Source organism: Streptomyces sp. NPDC048479 (genome assembly GCF_040651435.1).
Classification (GTDB): domain Bacteria; phylum Actinomycetota; class Actinomycetes; order Streptomycetales; family Streptomycetaceae; genus Streptomyces.
The window spans coordinates 143,827-158,183 of the sequence record NZ_JBEZKA010000001.1 but is presented as its reverse complement, the minus strand read 5'-3'; the positions used below and the strand labels follow the sequence as shown (position 1 = coordinate 158,183).

Sequence of the window (14,357 nt, the reverse complement as noted above, 5' to 3'; positions counted from 1 at the left end):
CGAAAACTGAGGGACACATGGGACTCACCATCGGCGTCGATATCGGCGGTACGAAGATCGCAGCGGGCGTCGTCGACGAAGCGGGCACCATTCTCGAGACGCACACGGTGCCCACGCCGTCGACCCCACAAGGCATCGTCGACGCCATCTCCTCTGCCGTCGCCGGGGCCGGCAAGGGGTACGACATCGAGGCCGTCGGCATCGGCGCCGCCGGATACGTGGACGACAAGCGCGCCACCGTCCTGTTCGCGCCGAACATCGACTGGCGCCACGAACCGCTGAAGGACGAGATCGAGCAGCGCGTCGGGCTGCCGGTGGTCGTGGAGAACGACGCCAACGCGGCCGCCTGGGGCGAGTACCGCTTCGGCGCCGGCCAGGGCCACGAAGACGTCATCTGCATCACGCTCGGCACCGGCCTCGGCGGTGGCATCATCATCGGCAACAAGCTGCGCCGCGGGCATTTCGGCGTGGCCGCGGAGTTCGGCCACATCCGGGTGGTCCCGGACGGTCTGCTGTGCGGCTGCGGCAGCCAGGGCTGCTGGGAGCAGTACGCCTCGGGGCGCGCTCTTGTCCGCTACGCCAAGCAGCGCGCCAACGCCACTCCGGAGAACGCCGTGGTCCTCCTCGGGCTCGGCGACGGCACGGTCGAAGGCATCGAGGGCAAGCACGTCAGCGCGGCCGCCCGGCAGGGCGATCCGGTCGCGATCGACTCCTTCCGCGAACTGGCGCGCTGGGCGGGCGCGGGCCTGGCCGATCTGGCCTCGCTCTTCGACCCGTCGGCGTTCATCGTGGGCGGCGGCGTCTCGGACGAGGGCGAGCTGGTCCTCGACCCGATCCGCAAGTCCTTCCGCCGCTGGCTGATCGGCGGCAAGTGGCGCCCGCACGCCCAGGTGCTTGCGGCCCAACTGGGCGGCAAGGCGGGCCTGGTGGGCGCGGCGGACCTGGCGCGCCAGGGCTAGCTGTCCTCAACCGCCGAGATTTCTGTCCTCAATCGCCGGGCGGGCCGAATTTCGGCCCGCCCGGCGATTGAGGTCTGTGGCCTGGGGCGAAGCCCCGGAAAAGGCCTGCACCGTCGTATCTTGCTCATATGGCGATCACCGCGCTTCCCGACTCCCGCACCGAGCCGGACGGTTCGGCCGTGATCCGGGTACTCAGCTACAACATCCGCTCGATGCGCGACGACGAGGACGCACTGGCCCGGGTGATCCGCGCCTGTCGGCCCGACCTTGTGTTCATCCAGGAGGCGCCGCGCTTCTTCCGCTGGCGCAAGCACGCCGCGCGGCTCGCGGCCAAGAGTGACCTTGTGATGCTGACCGGCGGAGCGACAGCGACCGGGCCGATGTTGCTCTGCTCGCTGCGCGCGACCGTGGAGCGTACGGAGGATGTGCTGCTGCCGTTCACTCCAGGCCTGCACCGGCGGGGCTTCGCCACGGCGGTGGTACGGATCGGGGCAGCCCGGATCGGGCTGCTCAGCTGTCATCTGAGCCTGCAGACGGACGAGCGCTACGCACAGTCCGGGATGCTGCTGGACCGGCTGACGGCGATGGACGTGCCGTACGCGATTGTGGCCGGCGACCTCAACGACCGGCCCACCGGGCGGAGCTTCCGCCGGCTGGCGGCGGAGCTGCAGGACTGCTGGGCGGTCGCGCCATGGGGCGGTGAGTACACCTCGACACCCGAGAATCCGCATCAGCGGATCGACGCGATCCTCGCGACCGAATGCGTCCAAGTGCTGGGCTGCGGAGTGCCGTTGGACCTCCCGGGCGTCACCGGGTCCGACTTGCGCGCGGCGACGGACCACCTGCCGGTGCTGGCGGCGCTGCGCGTCCCCGCGGTCGGAGCACATGCCGCCTGAACCGTGGCCGGCAGAAGCAATCAGCAGAAGCAATCGGCAGAAGGAAGCAGAAGGAATCAGCAGAAAGAAATTCAGACGACCGCGCCGCGGCCCGGGTCGTCGTCCTCGTCGTCGTCATGCGACATCCGCGCCACCAGAGTCGCGAAACCGCCCAGGAAGCCGCCGACGCACACCGTGGTCAGCCACCACGTCATGTCCCACTGCAGCAGCACGGCAACCAGCATCAGCACCGGGCCGCCGACGACCGCGAGCCAGGCGAACTTGGCCGTGACATCCGCATCCGGCAGCGGCGGCGGCTCCGGCGGTACGAAGTGGCCCTCGTCGCTCTCGTCGAGGTCGTCCTCCTTCGCCTCGGCCACGCCGTAGTCGCGCGGGCCGCCGACACCGGGCGCGAAGGTGATCGAGCTGCCCAGCGCGGGCCTGTCCGCATCGGAGTCGGGCCCGGCCTCGGACTCCGGGGACTCGTCCTCCGGATTGTCACGCGCCTCGTTCACCTCGGCCTCGAGCATGGCGAGGCCCTCCACCGACTTGAACGGCTTGGCGCCCGGCGGGTCTGCCGGCTCCTCGCCGTACCCGGCGACGATGGCCGCCCAGGCGGCCTCCTCGTCTATCGGCTGCGGCTCGCGGTCCGCATCGTGCTGCTCAGCCACCGGTCGTGCTCCCCTTCTTTCCGACACTCGGAGCGAGCCGGCCGATGAACGCGTAACTCTCGTCGAAAATCCGCTCCGCATCGTGGTCCAACGTCGCCACGTGGTAGCTCTGTTCCAACAGGATCTCGGAAACATCCGTGGACGAGACCCGGCTGAGGATCCGGGCCGAGTCGACGGGCGGCACCACATGGTCCTGCGGGCTGTGCAGCAGCACCATCGGCTGGGTGACCTGCGGCAGCTCGCCGTCGACCAGCCGGAAGAACTTCCGCAGGGAGTGCGCGGCATGCAGCGGCACCCGGTCGTACCCGACCTCCTCCGAGCCCGCCAAGGCGATATCGCTCGTCAGACCCTTTGTCGTAGGCACGAAGTGGCGGGCGACCGGCAGGGCGTACGCCGACAGGCCGTGCACCTTGTTCGCCGGGTTCACCACGACGATTCCACTGATCGCGTCACCGTGCTTCGCGGCGAGCCGCAGCGTGAGCGCCCCGCCCATCGAGAGCCCGAAGACGAAGACCTGGCTGCACCGCTCCTGCAGTACCCGCAGCTCGCGGTCCACCTCCGCGTACCAGTCCTGCCAGCCGGTGACCTGCATGTCCTGCCAGCGCGTGCCGTGCCCGGGCAGCAGCGGCAGGGACACCGTGAGGCCGCGCTCCGCCAGATACTCGGCCCAGGGACGCAGCGACTGCGGGGAACCCGTGAAGCCGTGACAGAGAAGGACGCCGACATCTCCGCCTTCGTGGCGGAACGGCTCGGCTCCAGGGAGGACCGGCACCGGGGTCTCCTTTCGGGGTTGGGGGCCCACGGCGAAGCCGCTGATGTGACAGCCCCGGTAGGTCACAGCGTGAGTGTCTGAAGGTGTACTTCACCGTACGCGACCGGACTGACACCGACCAGATCCGTAGGCCCCCCAGAGCGGGGCCCCCAGGGCGGGGAGCACGAGCCCACCACGGGATAAGGTCTGTTCGACAGCACACAGGAGGCATACGAGTTGATCTACGGCGCAATGAAGCTCTCCCTCGGGGGGTCGCTGAAGCTTGCCTTCAGGCCTTGGGTGGAGGGCCTCGAGAACATTCCCGCAGAGGGACCGGCGATCCTCGCGAGCAACCACCTGTCCTTCTCGGACTCGTTCTTCCTGCCCGCGGTCCTGGACCGCAAGGTCACCTTCATCGCCAAGGCCGAGTACTTCACCTCGCCGGGCGTGAAGGGCAAGCTCACCGCCGCCTTCTTCAAGGGCGTCGGACAGCTCCCGGTGGACCGATCGGGTGCCCGCGGCGCGGGTGAGGCGGCGATCAAGGCCGGTATAGAGGTCATCGAGGGCGGCGGTCTGTTCGGTATTTACCCGGAGGGCACCCGCTCGCCGGACGGCCGCCTGTACCGCGGCAAGCCGGGCGGCCTCGCGCGCGTGGCGCTCGCCACCGGCGCTCCTGTCATCCCGGTCGCCATGATCGACACCGAGAAGATCCAGCCGCCCGGCAAGGTGATACCCAAGCTGATGCGCCCGGGGATCAGGATCGGCAAACCGCTCGACTTCAGCCGCTACCACGGCATGGAGAGCGACCGCTTCATCCTCCGCTCGGTGACCGATGAGGTCATGTACGAGATCATGAAGCTTTCCGGCCAGGAGTACGTCGACATCTACGCGACCGCCGCGAAGCGGCAGCTCGCGGAGGAGAAGGCGGTGGCGGAGAAGGCCGAGAAGGCGGCGGCGAAGGCGAACAAGGCAGGGAAGACGGAACGCCCGGCCGCGTAGCCGCGTCGTCCGTCCCGGGGTGGGGGGAAATGGCCAAGCGCGAGCGTGTCGTGCGGATGTCGGTCGAGCTGCCGCTGTGGCGTGCACTCGCCGCCTACCGCGTACTCACGATGATCTATGCGGTGCTCCTCTTCGTCTTCACCCGCAGTAAGTTCGAGCACCCCTGGGTCGCGGTCGCCGTCCTCGCGGTGATGGCCGTCTGGACGCTGGTCACGCTCCCCAAGGTCACCAACGCCACCCGCTGCACCAAACGCTTCCTCGTCGCCGACCTCACCATCGCGCTGACCGGCATCATGCTCACGCCGCTCGCCGACGCCCAGGCACAGACCGTCGACGGCCCCACCCTGCCGACGATATGGACCGCGGGATCCGTCCTCGCCTTCGCCATCAAGGGCGGTTGGCGCTGGGCGGGCTTCGCGTCCTCGTTCGTCGCCGTCGCCAATATCGTCGAGCGCGGCCACCCCAGCCGGGACACCTTTCACAACGTCCTGTTGGTCTGGGTCGCCTCCATCGCCATCGGTTACGTCGTCGAGGTCGCCCGCGCCTCCGAGCTCACCCTCGCCCGCGCCCTGGAGATCGAGGCCGCGACCCGTGAGCGGGAACGGCTGGCCCGCGACATCCACGACAGCGTGCTCCAGGTGTTGGCGATGGTGCAGCGGCGCGGCACGGCACTGGGCGGCGAGGCCGCAGAGCTGGGCAGAATGGCCGGGGAGCAGGAGGTCGCCCTGCGCACCCTGGTCTCCAGCGGTCTGGTGCCCGCCAGGCGCGCCTCCGAGGACTTCTCGCTCGGCGCCCTGGTCCGTACCGTCGACGTCGACGACGATCCGCCCGGCGGGCCCGAACTGCGCGATCTGCGCTCGCTGCTCGCCCGGCACGCCGGGTCGAAGGTGACCTTCTCGGAACCGGGCGCCCCGGTGCTGCTGCCGGCCGGCGCGGCGGCGGAGCTCGCGGCCGCTGTCAGTGCCGCCCTGGACAATGTCCGCAGACATGCGGGCGAGGAAGCCCGGGCCTGGATCCTGGTCGAGGACTGGCCGGAAGAAGTGATCGTGACGGTACGGGACGACGGCCCGGGCATTCCGGAGGGCAGGCTCGCGCAGGCCGAGGGGGAGGGGCGGCTCGGAGTCGCGCTCTCGATCCGCGGGCGGCTGCGGGATCTGGGCGGCAGGGCCGAGCTGATCTCGGTGCCGGGCCAGGGCACAGAAGTCGAATTGAAGGTTCCACGGGGGAAGGCAGGGAAATGACGAACCAGCAGGTGGGCGGTAGGACGGACCCGCAGACGGACCGGCAGACGATCAAGGTGATGGTCGTCGACGACCACCCGATGTGGCGGGACGCGGTTGCCCGCGACCTGGCCGCGGCCGGGTTCGACGTGGTGGCGACGGCGGGCGACGGGCCGCAGGCGGTGCGCCGGGCCAAGGCCGTCGCGCCCGATGTTCTCGTCCTCGACCTCAATCTGCCCGGGATGCCGGGCGTCCAGGTCTGCAAGGAGCTCGTCGGCTCCCACCCAGCCCTGCGGGTCCTGGTCCTCTCCGCGAGCGGTGAGCACGGCGACGTACTGGAAGCGGTGAAGTCCGGCGCCACCGGATATCTGCTCAAGTCGGCCAGCACGGACGAGCTGACGGACGCAGTGCGGCGCACCGCCGTCGGGGATCCGGTCTTCACCCCGGGCCTCGCGGGCCTCGTGCTCGGTGAGTACCGCAGGCTCGCCTCCGAGCCCGTACCCGCGTCCGGCGCTGACGAGCCGAAGGCCCCGCAGCTGACCGAGCGCGAGACCGAGGTGCTGCGGCTGGTCGCCAAGGGGCTCTCGTACAAGCAGATCGCCGAGCGTCTGGTCATCTCGCACCGCACCGTCCAGAACCACGTCCAGAACACCCTCGGCAAGCTCCAGCTGCACAACCGCGTGGAGCTCGTGCGATACGCCATCGAGCGGGGCCTCGACGACGCGTAACCCCCCGCCCCCTACTCGTACGAGTGAAAGCCGGACTTCAACCTCCTCGTGGCGCACAGGAATTGACCCTTCGTCCCATCCCGTGGTGACCTGCATCACCATTAGCGTGGCGGTCATAAGGCTCACCAGGCGAAGGGAAGTTTCCATGCGCGTCGGAGTACTGACCGGGGGCGGCGACTGCCCCGGGCTCAACGCGGTCATCCGTGGCGCCGTCCGCAAGGGCGTGCAGGAGTACGCGTACGAATTCGTCGGCTATCGCGACGGCTGGCGCGGGCCCCTCGAAGGCGACACGGTTCCACTCGACATCCCGGCCGTACGCGGCATTCTGCCCCGCGGCGGCACCATCCTCGGCTCTTCGCGCACCAACCCCCTCAAGTCGGAGAACGGCATCCGCCGGATCAAGGACAACCTCGCCAAGAGTGAGGTGGACGCGCTGATCGCGATCGGCGGCGAGGACACCCTCGGCGTCGCCGCGCGGCTCCACGACGAGTACGGCATCAACTGCGTCGGCGTGCCCAAGACCATCGACAACGACCTGTCCGCCACCGACTACACTTTTGGCTTCGACACGGCGGTCGGCATCGCGACCGAGGCGATCGACCGGCTCCACACCACCGCCGAATCACATATGCGCGTCCTGGTCGTCGAGGTGATGGGGCGGCACGCGGGCTGGATCGCGCTCCACTCCGGTCTGGCCGGCGGCGCCAATGTCATCCTCATTCCGGAGCAGCGCTTCGACGTCGACCAGGTCTGCGCCTGGGTGACCTCGCGTTTCAAGGCCAGTTACGCCCCGATCGTCGTGGTCGCCGAAGGCGCCATGCCCAAGGACGGCGACGCGGTCCTCAAGGACGGCTCGCTCGACTCCTTCGGCCATGTCCGGCTCTCCGGCGTCGGCGAGTGGCTGGCCAAGGAGATCGAGCGGCGTACCGGCAAGGAGGCCCGCACCACCGTCCTCGGCCATGTCCAGCGCGGCGGCACCCCGAGCGCCTTCGACCGCTGGCTGGCCACCCGCTTCGGTCTGCACGCGATCGACGCGGTGCGGGACGGGGACTTCGGCAAGATGGTCGCGCTGCAGGGCACGGACATCGTGCGGGTACCGATCGCGGAGGCCACGGCCAAGCTGAAGACGGTCGACCCGAAGCTGTACGAGGAGGTCGGGGTCTTCTTCGGCTGACGCTTGCTGTTCCCCTACCCGCCTCTTCCCAACTGGGGGCGAGCCCCCGGGCCCCATACGCTCTTCGGGCGTGTCCTCAATCGCCGGACGGGCTGATTTTGTCAGCCTCGCCGGCGATTGAGGCGCGGGGTCCGGGGCGGAGCCCCTGTTACGGGAAGGGGCGGGGTGGGGAAATCAGGGGCCGACTCGCGAGGTTGAGGCGAGGAGGCCGTGGATCACCTCCGGGCCCCGCATCGTCAGTACGGACTCCGGGTGGAACTGGATACCCGCGAAGCCTGTGCCCCGCAGGGCGTGTACCTCCGCCGAGAGGGGATCGCGGGCCACCTCGACCCCGTGCGCCTCCAGCTCCGCCGCCGCCGCGTCGTCGCAGCGCGCCGTGAAGCTGTTGTAGAACCCCACCGTCTCCGCACGCCCGAAGAAATCGATCCGCTCCTGCGCCCCCTGGTACGGCGCGTCCTTGCGTACGATCTCCAGGCCGAGCTCGGCGGCCATCAGCTCATGGCCCAGGCAGACGCCCAGCAGACCGTGGCGGTGATCGCGCAGCAGATCCGCTGCGAGCGAGCGCAGGAAGCGCATCTTCGGATCGCCCGCGTCGGCCGGATTGCCCGGTCCCGGACCCAGCACCACCGGTCCCGTATGCGACAGAGCCGATTCCCGCAGGCCCGGCTCGTCGTACCGACGCACCGTCACCTCCAGGCCGGTGGAGCGCAGCAGATGCGCCAGCATCGCCGTGAAGGTGTCCTCACCGTCGACGACCAGGGCGTGGCCGGTCAGCTGGGCGCTGCGCTCCTGCATCCGCAGCCAGAAGGGCGCGAGGTCGGCGCGGCGGGCGTCCAGGGCGGCCCGTACCCGCGGGTCGTCGGCGAGCTTCGGGCGCTCGCCGTGCTCCTTGGGCCGCCCGGGACGCACCCCCAGCGCTGCCAGTACACCGGCCGCCTTGGCATGCGTCTCGGCGACTTCGCCCGCCGGGTCGGAGTGCCGGACCAGGGTCGCCCCGACCGGTACCCGCAGGAATCCTTCGGCGTCGATGTCGGCGGTACGGATCAGAATGGGCGAGTCGAGGGTCTGCGCGCCGACCTGTCCTTCTCCGCCACCCGCGTTCTTGCCGATCAGCGCCAGCGCGCCCGCGTAGTAGCCGCGCCCGCCCACCTCGTGCCGCTCGATGACCCGGCAGGCGTTCTGCACCGGCGATCCTGTCACCGTCGCCGCGAACATGGTCTCCCGCAGAACGTCCCGTACATCCAGGGAGCTCTTGCCTCTCAACTCGTATTCGGTGTGCGCGAGATGAGCCATCTCCTTGAGCCGGGGCCCGACGACGACACCGCCCATGTCGCCGACGGTGCACATCATCTTCAGCTCCTCGTCGACGACCATGGAGAGCTCCTCGCGCTCCTTGCGGTCGTCCAGGAAGCCGAGCAGCGTCTCGGGGGTCGGGCCCTCGGGCGGATAGCGGTACGTCCCGCTGATCGGATTCATCACGACGGTGCCGCCGCTCATCCGGACATGAACCTCGGGGGAGGCGCCGACCAGGGTGCGCCCACCCGTCTCCCGCGGCCGCCCTTCCGAGGAAGGCCCTGCGGGCCCCCTGTTTCCCGTGTGCACGACAAAGGTCCAGTACGCACCGCGCTCGCCGGCCAGCAGCCGCCGGAACAGGGCCAGCGCGTCGGCCCGGCCGAAGTCCGGGATCCTGCCGGTGTACGTACGGCGGATGACGAAGTTCGCGCCCTCGCCCTGTCCGATCTCGTCCTCGATGACCCGCCGGACGATGCCCGCGTACTCCTCGTCGTCGACGTCGAAGGCCCCGCCCTCGACCCGTACGTCGTGCGCGGGCAGCCTCTCCAGGGCTTCGGCGAGCGGGAGCTCATGGCTCTCGTCGGCGACGAGCACGGTCAGTGGCGTTCCGTCGTCGCGTACGTCGAAGCCGCGTTCCCTGATCTGGCGGAACGGGATCAGGGCGAGCGAGGGGCGGTCGCCGACCGGGATGTCGGCGAGCCGCTCGGCCTCGTGGACGGTGCCGATCAGAACCTCGACGGTGTCGTGGTCGTGGCCGGGGGTGCGTCTGCGCAGCAGGGCGAAGGGCGGGCAGTCGTCGTCCAGCAGTCGGCTGATGAGCATGCGTCGTGTTCCTTCCGGGTGGGAGGAACGGCCGCTGTCCCGGGACCCGGGAAACACTGAAGGCCGCCCCTCGGGCGGCCTTCGCGATTGGGTGTACGCGCAGTCAGTGGGCCGCCGGATGAGCGGTCCACCACCAGTTCTGAGTCGATTGCGCGAACATGACGCCGACCATAACGCATCGCGCCGCGCCGAACCGCGGCGAGGTGACGGATCCGGTCGGATTCGGTACGGACAGCAGTTTCGGTACGGACAGGGGTGCGCTTCCGAGTCCACTCCTGTCTCATTTGGTGGGCGGTCGGAGGTACGTCCGCAGAGACCCCGTAATGTTGACGGCGTGACCGTGAACGCTAAGACCACCACTGCCGGTGGCAACACCTGGCGAGACCTGCCCGCGGCGCAGCAGCCCGAGTACCCCGATGCCGAGGCTCTGCGCGATGTGATCGCGGAACTCGAGGCGTATCCGCCGCTCGTCTTCGCGGGCGAGTGCGACCAGCTGCGCGCCCGACTGGGAGCCGTTGCCAAGGGCGAGGCGTTCCTGCTGCAGGGCGGCGACTGCGCCGAGGCCTTTGACGCGGTCTCCGCCGACCAGATCCGCAACAAGCTCAAGACGCTCCTCCAGATGGGCGCGGTGCTCACCTACGCCGCCTCCGTCCCGGTGGTGAAGGTCGGCCGGATCGCCGGCCAGTACTCCAAGCCGCGCTCCAAGCCGACCGAGACCCGCGACGGCGTGACGCTCCCGACGTACCGGGGCGACTCCGTCAACGGCTTCGAGTTCACCGAGGCGGCCCGCATCCCGGACCCCGAGCGGCTCAAGCGGATGTACAACGCCTCCTCCGCGACGCTCAACCTGGTGCGCGCCTTCACCACCGGCGGTTACGCCGACCTGCGGCAGGTGCACGCCTGGAACCAGGACTTCGTGAAGTCGTCCCCCTCCGGGCAGCGCTACGAGCAGCTCGCGCGGGAGATCGACAACGCGCTCAACTTCATGAAGGCATGCGGCACGGACCCGGCGGAGTTCCGTACGGTCGAGTTCTACGCCTCCCACGAGGCGCTGCTGCTCGACTACGAGGGCGCGCTGACCCGCACCGACTCGCGGACCGGCCAGCTGTACAACACCTCCGGCCATATGGTCTGGATCGGCGAGCGCACCCGGCAGCTGGACGGGGCGCACATCGAGTTCGCCTCGCAGATCCGCAACCCGATCGGTGTGAAGCTCGGCCCGACGACCACGGTCGACGAGGCGCTGCAGTACATCGACAAGCTCGACCCCGAGCGCGAGCCGGGCCGGCTGACCTTTGTCGTCCGTATGGGCGCCGACAAGGTCCGCGACAAGCTCCCCGAGCTGGTCGAGAAGGTCACGGCCTCCGGCGCCACCGTGGCGTGGGTGACCGACCCGATGCACGGCAACACCTTCGAGGCGGCCTCGGGCCACAAGACCCGCCGCTTCGACGATGTGCTCGACGAGGTCAAGGGCTTCTTCGAGGTCCACAAGGCGCTCGGCACGCACCCGGGCGGCATCCATGTCGAGCTCACCGGTGACGATGTCACCGAGTGCGTGGGCGGCGGCGACGAGATCTTCGTCGACGATCTCCACCAGCGCTACGAGACGGCCTGCGACCCGCGGCTGAACCGCAGCCAGTCCCTGGACCTGGCCTTCCTGGTCGCCGAGATGTACCGGGACCAGTAGTCCGATGTACGAGTGTGGGGCGCGGATCGATGTGATCCGCGCCCCACACTCGTATTCGGGACTTTTGCGCAGCGGGCCGGGCGGGTAAGGTTAGGTTAGCCTCACCGATCATCGGGAAAGGCGCCAGCGATCCCGACCGGGGAGGTGAACCGCGTGTACGTCTGCTCATGCTTCGGCATCACCGAGAAGCAGGTCAAGGAGCACGCGGAAGGCGGTGCCTGCACGCCTCGTCAGATAGCGTCGGTCTCCAAGGCCGGCACCGACTGTGGATCGTGTGTGCGCCGGATCCAGGGGATTCTCGGCCGGGGCGCATGCCCCCGCCGTGAGCTGCTCGAACAGGGCGACTCCGCCGCCGTACTCGCTGTGGACCCAGGGCTCAGCGAGGCTGCCTAGCCCTACGGGGCGACTCAGCTCTCCGGCTGCTCGATCAGCTGGGCGATGTAGAGCGCTTCACCGAGCTTCTCGACCAGCTCCAGCTGGGTGTCGAGATAGTCGATGTGATGCTCCTCGTCCGCCAGGATCGACTCGAAGATGTTCGCCGACGTGATGTCACCCTTGCCGCGCATGACCTCGATGCCGCGTTTGAGGCGGTCGATCGCCTCCACCTCGACCTGCCGGTCGGCCTGGAACATCTCGGTGACCGTCTGGCCGACGCGCACATGGAAGAGGCGCTGGTAGTTCGGCAGGCCGTCGAGGAAGAGGATCCGGTCGGTCAGTACTTCCGCGTGCCGCATCTCGTCGAACGACTCTGACCGGGTGTACTTCGCGAGCTTCGTCCAGCCAAAGTTCTCCTGCATCTTCGCATGCAGGAAGTACTGATTGATTGCGGTCAATTCGGCGGTCAGCTGCTCATTGAGGAACTCGATGACCTCGTGGTCGCCCTGCATGGCAGAGGCTCCTTCCGCGCGTAATGACTACTGGGGCAGGTGCGCGAATCTTCGCACCGCGGTCGAGGAGCGTCCAGTAAGTACACGCTTAGTGTGAGTTGCCCGATTCGGTCCGGACCTGGTCATGACCACCCTTCCCGGTCTGTCACCATTGAAGGCATGGGTCAGCCGGAGAGCCGGGAATACCGCGCATCAGAGGAGTCCGAGCTTCCGCCGGGGCAGCGACTGCAGCGTGGCTGGCCGGTCACTCACTATGGCCCCGTACCCAAGTTCAAGCCGGACCGCTGGGAGTTCAGGGTCTTCGGCGCCACGGCGGACGGCGACAAACACTGCTGGAACCACGAGGAGTTCTCGGCGCTGCCCTTCTCCACCGTCGTCGCCGATCTGCACTGCGTGACAAAGTTCAGCATGCTGGGGGCCGAATGGGGCGGGGTGTCCGCCCGTACGCTCATGGACTTCGCGCCGCCGGCGCCGAACGCCACCCATGTCATGGTCTGGGCCGAGTACGGATACAGCGCCAATCTGCGGCTCTCCGACTTCGTCTCGGAGCGCGCGATCTTCGCGACCCACAAGGACGGTGAGCTGCTCACCGCCGAGCACGGCTTTCCGCTGCGGCTGGTCGTCCCGCATCTCTATGCCTGGAAAGGGCCCAAGTGGGTCCGGGGCGTGGAGTACATGACCGCCGATCGCCGTGGTTTCTGGGAGGAGCGCGGCTATCACAATCTCGGCGACCCGTGGCGCGAGCAGCGCTACTCGTACCAGGAAGAGCCCGGGCACGGCCCCGAGCTCTGAGTCCTGGTGCTGGTCAGTGGTGGTACTGGTGAACCACCGCGTGGCCCTTGCCGCGTCCGATCATCCACTTGTTGACGGGTGTGGTGACCACGAAGGCGAGGACGAGCGAGGCGGCGAGGGCGCCCCAGAACAGCGTGTCCGAGAGTTGTGCGTCCATGGCGTCCGGCCAGAGCGCGATCACGCCGTTGTCGATCAGCTCCATCACGGCGATGGACAGGGTGTCGGCGGCCAGTGCGACCCGGACCGCAGTGCTGAAGCCGACGCCGGCCTTGAGGACGCCGCGCAGCGTGAGTGAGTAGCCGAAGAAGAACGCCAGCACGATCGCCAGGATCATCGTCGGCACATTGCCCCAGCCGAACGCGGTGCCCAGCACCATACCCAGGACCTCGCCGATGGCGCAGCCGGTGAGGCAGTGGAGAGTCGCCTGAGCTGCCATGGACCAGCTGACCGTGCCGATGCCGTGGGCGTGCTCTTCATGGGTGTGGTGGGCGTGCTCGGTGTGGAGGGCGTGTCCGGTGGGGTGAGCGTGCCCGGTGTGGGTGTCGTGCTGCATGAGAAGCCCCCAAAGCCAGATAGCGGTTCCTGTCGACAGCGACAACCGCATACCCCCAGGGGGTATTCCTGGATGGAGATCTCCCAGCGGAGTTTCTCAGCGCAGTTTCTTCAGCCGCACCACGTCCGCCGCATGCCCCTCCTTGCCCCCGGGCGTCTCGATGATCAGCGGTATGCCCTCGGTCGACGGGTGCAGCATCAGCTCCCGGAACGGCTCCTCGCCGATATGGCCCGAGCCAATGTTCTCGTGGCGGTCCTTGTGGGCGCCGGCCACATCTTTGGAGTCATTGGCGTGGATCAGCTTCAGTCGCCCCTCGCCGACGGTCTCCACCAGCAGATCCAGAGTCTGCGCCATCCCGTGCGGGCCGGTCAGATCGTGTCCCGCCGCGAAGATGTGGCAGGTGTCCAGGCAGACGCCCAGTTTGGGATGAGAGTCCAGCGCCTCGAAGTACGGGCCGAAGTCCCAGGTTCTCGAGCAGAGCGAGGAACCCTGTCCTGCCGTTGATTCCAGCAGCAGGAACGGGTCGTCGTCGTGTGTCAGCTCATCGAGCAGCGGCAGCATCCGCTCCCGTACCTGCGCCAGCGCCACCTCGCGGGAGCGGCCGCCGGTCGCCGAGCCGGTGTGCACCACCACACCCAGCGCGCCGATCTCCCGGCCCCGGCGCAGCGAGTGCCGCAGGGAGTCCACGGACTTCTCGACGGTCGCCTCGGTGTGCGAGCCGAAGTTGATCAGATACGGCGCATGGACGTACGCCGAGATCCCCTCGGCCGCGCACTCGGCACGGAACTGCTCGTCCTGCGCCGGGTTCCCGGTGGGTGTCGCCCAGCCGCGCGGATTGGCGACGAAGACCTGGACGGTCTCCGCCTCCAGCTCACGGGCGTAACTGAGACCGATCGTGGCGAGGCCGCCGGCCACGGGGACATGGCCGCCGACGGGGTTGCGCATC

The 14,357-nt window shown here is 68.7% G+C and carries 16 protein-coding genes; 9 read left to right on the top strand and 7 right to left on the bottom strand.

Features of this window, described 5'->3' with window-relative positions; all coding sequences use genetic code 11:
- The first annotated feature begins 17 nt into the window (after positions 1–17).
- Both AB0D12_RS00730 and AB0D12_RS00725 read left to right on the top strand, forming a co-directional pair.
- Complete coding sequence (locus AB0D12_RS00730; RefSeq protein WP_362675479.1) at positions 18–959, top strand: ROK family glucokinase; 942 nt, start codon at positions 18–20, stop codon at positions 957–959.
- Between the two features lie 128 nt (positions 960–1,087).
- Positions 1,088–1,855, top strand: coding sequence for an endonuclease/exonuclease/phosphatase family protein (locus tag AB0D12_RS00725; RefSeq protein ID WP_362675477.1), 768 nt, complete (start codon positions 1,088–1,090; stop codon positions 1,853–1,855).
- Positions 1,856–1,926: 71 nt separating this feature from the next.
- Here AB0D12_RS00725 and AB0D12_RS00720 read toward each other — a convergent pair whose 3' ends face one another.
- Both AB0D12_RS00720 and AB0D12_RS00715 read right to left on the bottom strand, forming a co-directional pair.
- Positions 1,927–2,505, bottom strand: a complete 579-nt coding sequence (locus AB0D12_RS00720) for a hypothetical protein (RefSeq protein WP_362675475.1) — start codon at positions 2,503–2,505, stop codon at positions 1,927–1,929.
- Positions 2,498–3,277, bottom strand: a complete 780-nt coding sequence (locus tag AB0D12_RS00715; RefSeq protein WP_362675473.1) for an alpha/beta fold hydrolase — start codon at positions 3,275–3,277, stop codon at positions 2,498–2,500. The genes AB0D12_RS00720 and AB0D12_RS00715 overlap by 8 nt, the downstream gene beginning before the upstream one ends.
- Positions 3,278–3,493: 216 nt before the next feature.
- Here AB0D12_RS00715 and AB0D12_RS00710 point away from each other — a divergent pair, with 216 nt between their 5' ends.
- The 4 genes from AB0D12_RS00710 (at position 3,494) to AB0D12_RS00695 (ending at position 7,377) form a co-directional block, all read left to right on the top strand.
- The gene (locus AB0D12_RS00710) at positions 3,494–4,255 is read left to right on the top strand and encodes a lysophospholipid acyltransferase family protein (protein ID WP_362675471.1); all 762 of its coding nucleotides are present in this window, start codon (positions 3,494–3,496) and stop codon (positions 4,253–4,255) included.
- A gap of 29 nt (positions 4,256–4,284) precedes the next feature.
- The gene (locus AB0D12_RS00705; RefSeq protein ID WP_362675469.1) at positions 4,285–5,496 is read left to right on the top strand and encodes a DUF5931 domain-containing protein; all 1,212 of its coding nucleotides are present in this window, start codon (positions 4,285–4,287) and stop codon (positions 5,494–5,496) included.
- Entirely contained in the window at positions 5,493–6,203 is a 711-nt protein-coding gene (locus AB0D12_RS00700; protein WP_362675467.1) for a response regulator transcription factor, read from the top strand. Before AB0D12_RS00705 ends, AB0D12_RS00700 begins: the two co-directional genes overlap by 4 nt.
- A 145-nt stretch (positions 6,204–6,348) precedes the next feature.
- The gene (locus AB0D12_RS00695; RefSeq protein WP_362675465.1) at positions 6,349–7,377 is read left to right on the top strand and encodes a 6-phosphofructokinase; all 1,029 of its coding nucleotides are present in this window, start codon (positions 6,349–6,351) and stop codon (positions 7,375–7,377) included.
- A gap of 174 nt (positions 7,378–7,551) precedes the next feature.
- Here AB0D12_RS00695 and AB0D12_RS00690 read toward each other — a convergent pair whose 3' ends face one another.
- Complete coding sequence (locus tag AB0D12_RS00690; protein ID WP_362675463.1) at positions 7,552–9,492, bottom strand: anthranilate synthase family protein; 1,941 nt, start codon at positions 9,490–9,492, stop codon at positions 7,552–7,554.
- A gap of 103 nt (positions 9,493–9,595) precedes the next feature.
- The gene (locus tag AB0D12_RS00685) at positions 9,596–9,652 is read right to left on the bottom strand and encodes a trp operon leader peptide (RefSeq protein WP_362676349.1); all 57 of its coding nucleotides are present in this window, start codon (positions 9,650–9,652) and stop codon (positions 9,596–9,598) included.
- Between the two features lie 174 nt (positions 9,653–9,826).
- On the opposite strand from AB0D12_RS00685, the gene AB0D12_RS00680 reads away from it, so the two are divergent.
- Positions 9,827–11,179 carry a class II 3-deoxy-7-phosphoheptulonate synthase gene (locus AB0D12_RS00680; RefSeq protein ID WP_362675461.1) on the top strand — a complete coding sequence of 451 codons (1,353 nt, stop codon included), beginning with the start codon at positions 9,827–9,829 and terminating at the stop codon, positions 11,177–11,179.
- 144 nt (positions 11,180–11,323) lie between these two features.
- On the top strand, positions 11,324–11,572 hold the full coding sequence (locus AB0D12_RS00675; RefSeq protein WP_362675459.1) for a (2Fe-2S)-binding protein: 249 nt from the start codon (positions 11,324–11,326) through the stop codon (positions 11,570–11,572).
- Positions 11,573–11,586: 14 nt separating this feature from the next.
- On the opposite strand, the gene bfr is transcribed toward AB0D12_RS00675, so the two are convergent.
- A complete protein-coding gene (gene bfr, locus AB0D12_RS00670) occupies positions 11,587–12,066 on the bottom strand; it encodes a bacterioferritin (protein ID WP_327323056.1) in 480 nt (159 codons plus the stop codon).
- Positions 12,067–12,225: 159 nt separating this feature from the next.
- On the opposite strand from bfr, the gene AB0D12_RS00665 reads away from it, so the two are divergent.
- The gene (locus AB0D12_RS00665; RefSeq protein ID WP_362675457.1) at positions 12,226–12,858 is read left to right on the top strand and encodes a sulfite oxidase-like oxidoreductase; all 633 of its coding nucleotides are present in this window, start codon (positions 12,226–12,228) and stop codon (positions 12,856–12,858) included.
- Between the two features lie 13 nt (positions 12,859–12,871).
- Here AB0D12_RS00665 and AB0D12_RS00660 read toward each other — a convergent pair whose 3' ends face one another.
- A complete protein-coding gene (locus AB0D12_RS00660; RefSeq protein ID WP_362676347.1) occupies positions 12,872–13,294 on the bottom strand; it encodes a DUF4396 domain-containing protein in 423 nt (140 codons plus the stop codon).
- A 213-nt stretch (positions 13,295–13,507) separates the two neighbouring features.
- The gene (locus tag AB0D12_RS00655) at positions 13,508–14,356 is read right to left on the bottom strand and encodes a deoxyribonuclease IV (RefSeq protein WP_362675455.1); all 849 of its coding nucleotides are present in this window, start codon (positions 14,354–14,356) and stop codon (positions 13,508–13,510) included.
- Position 14,357: the final 1 nt, after the last annotated feature.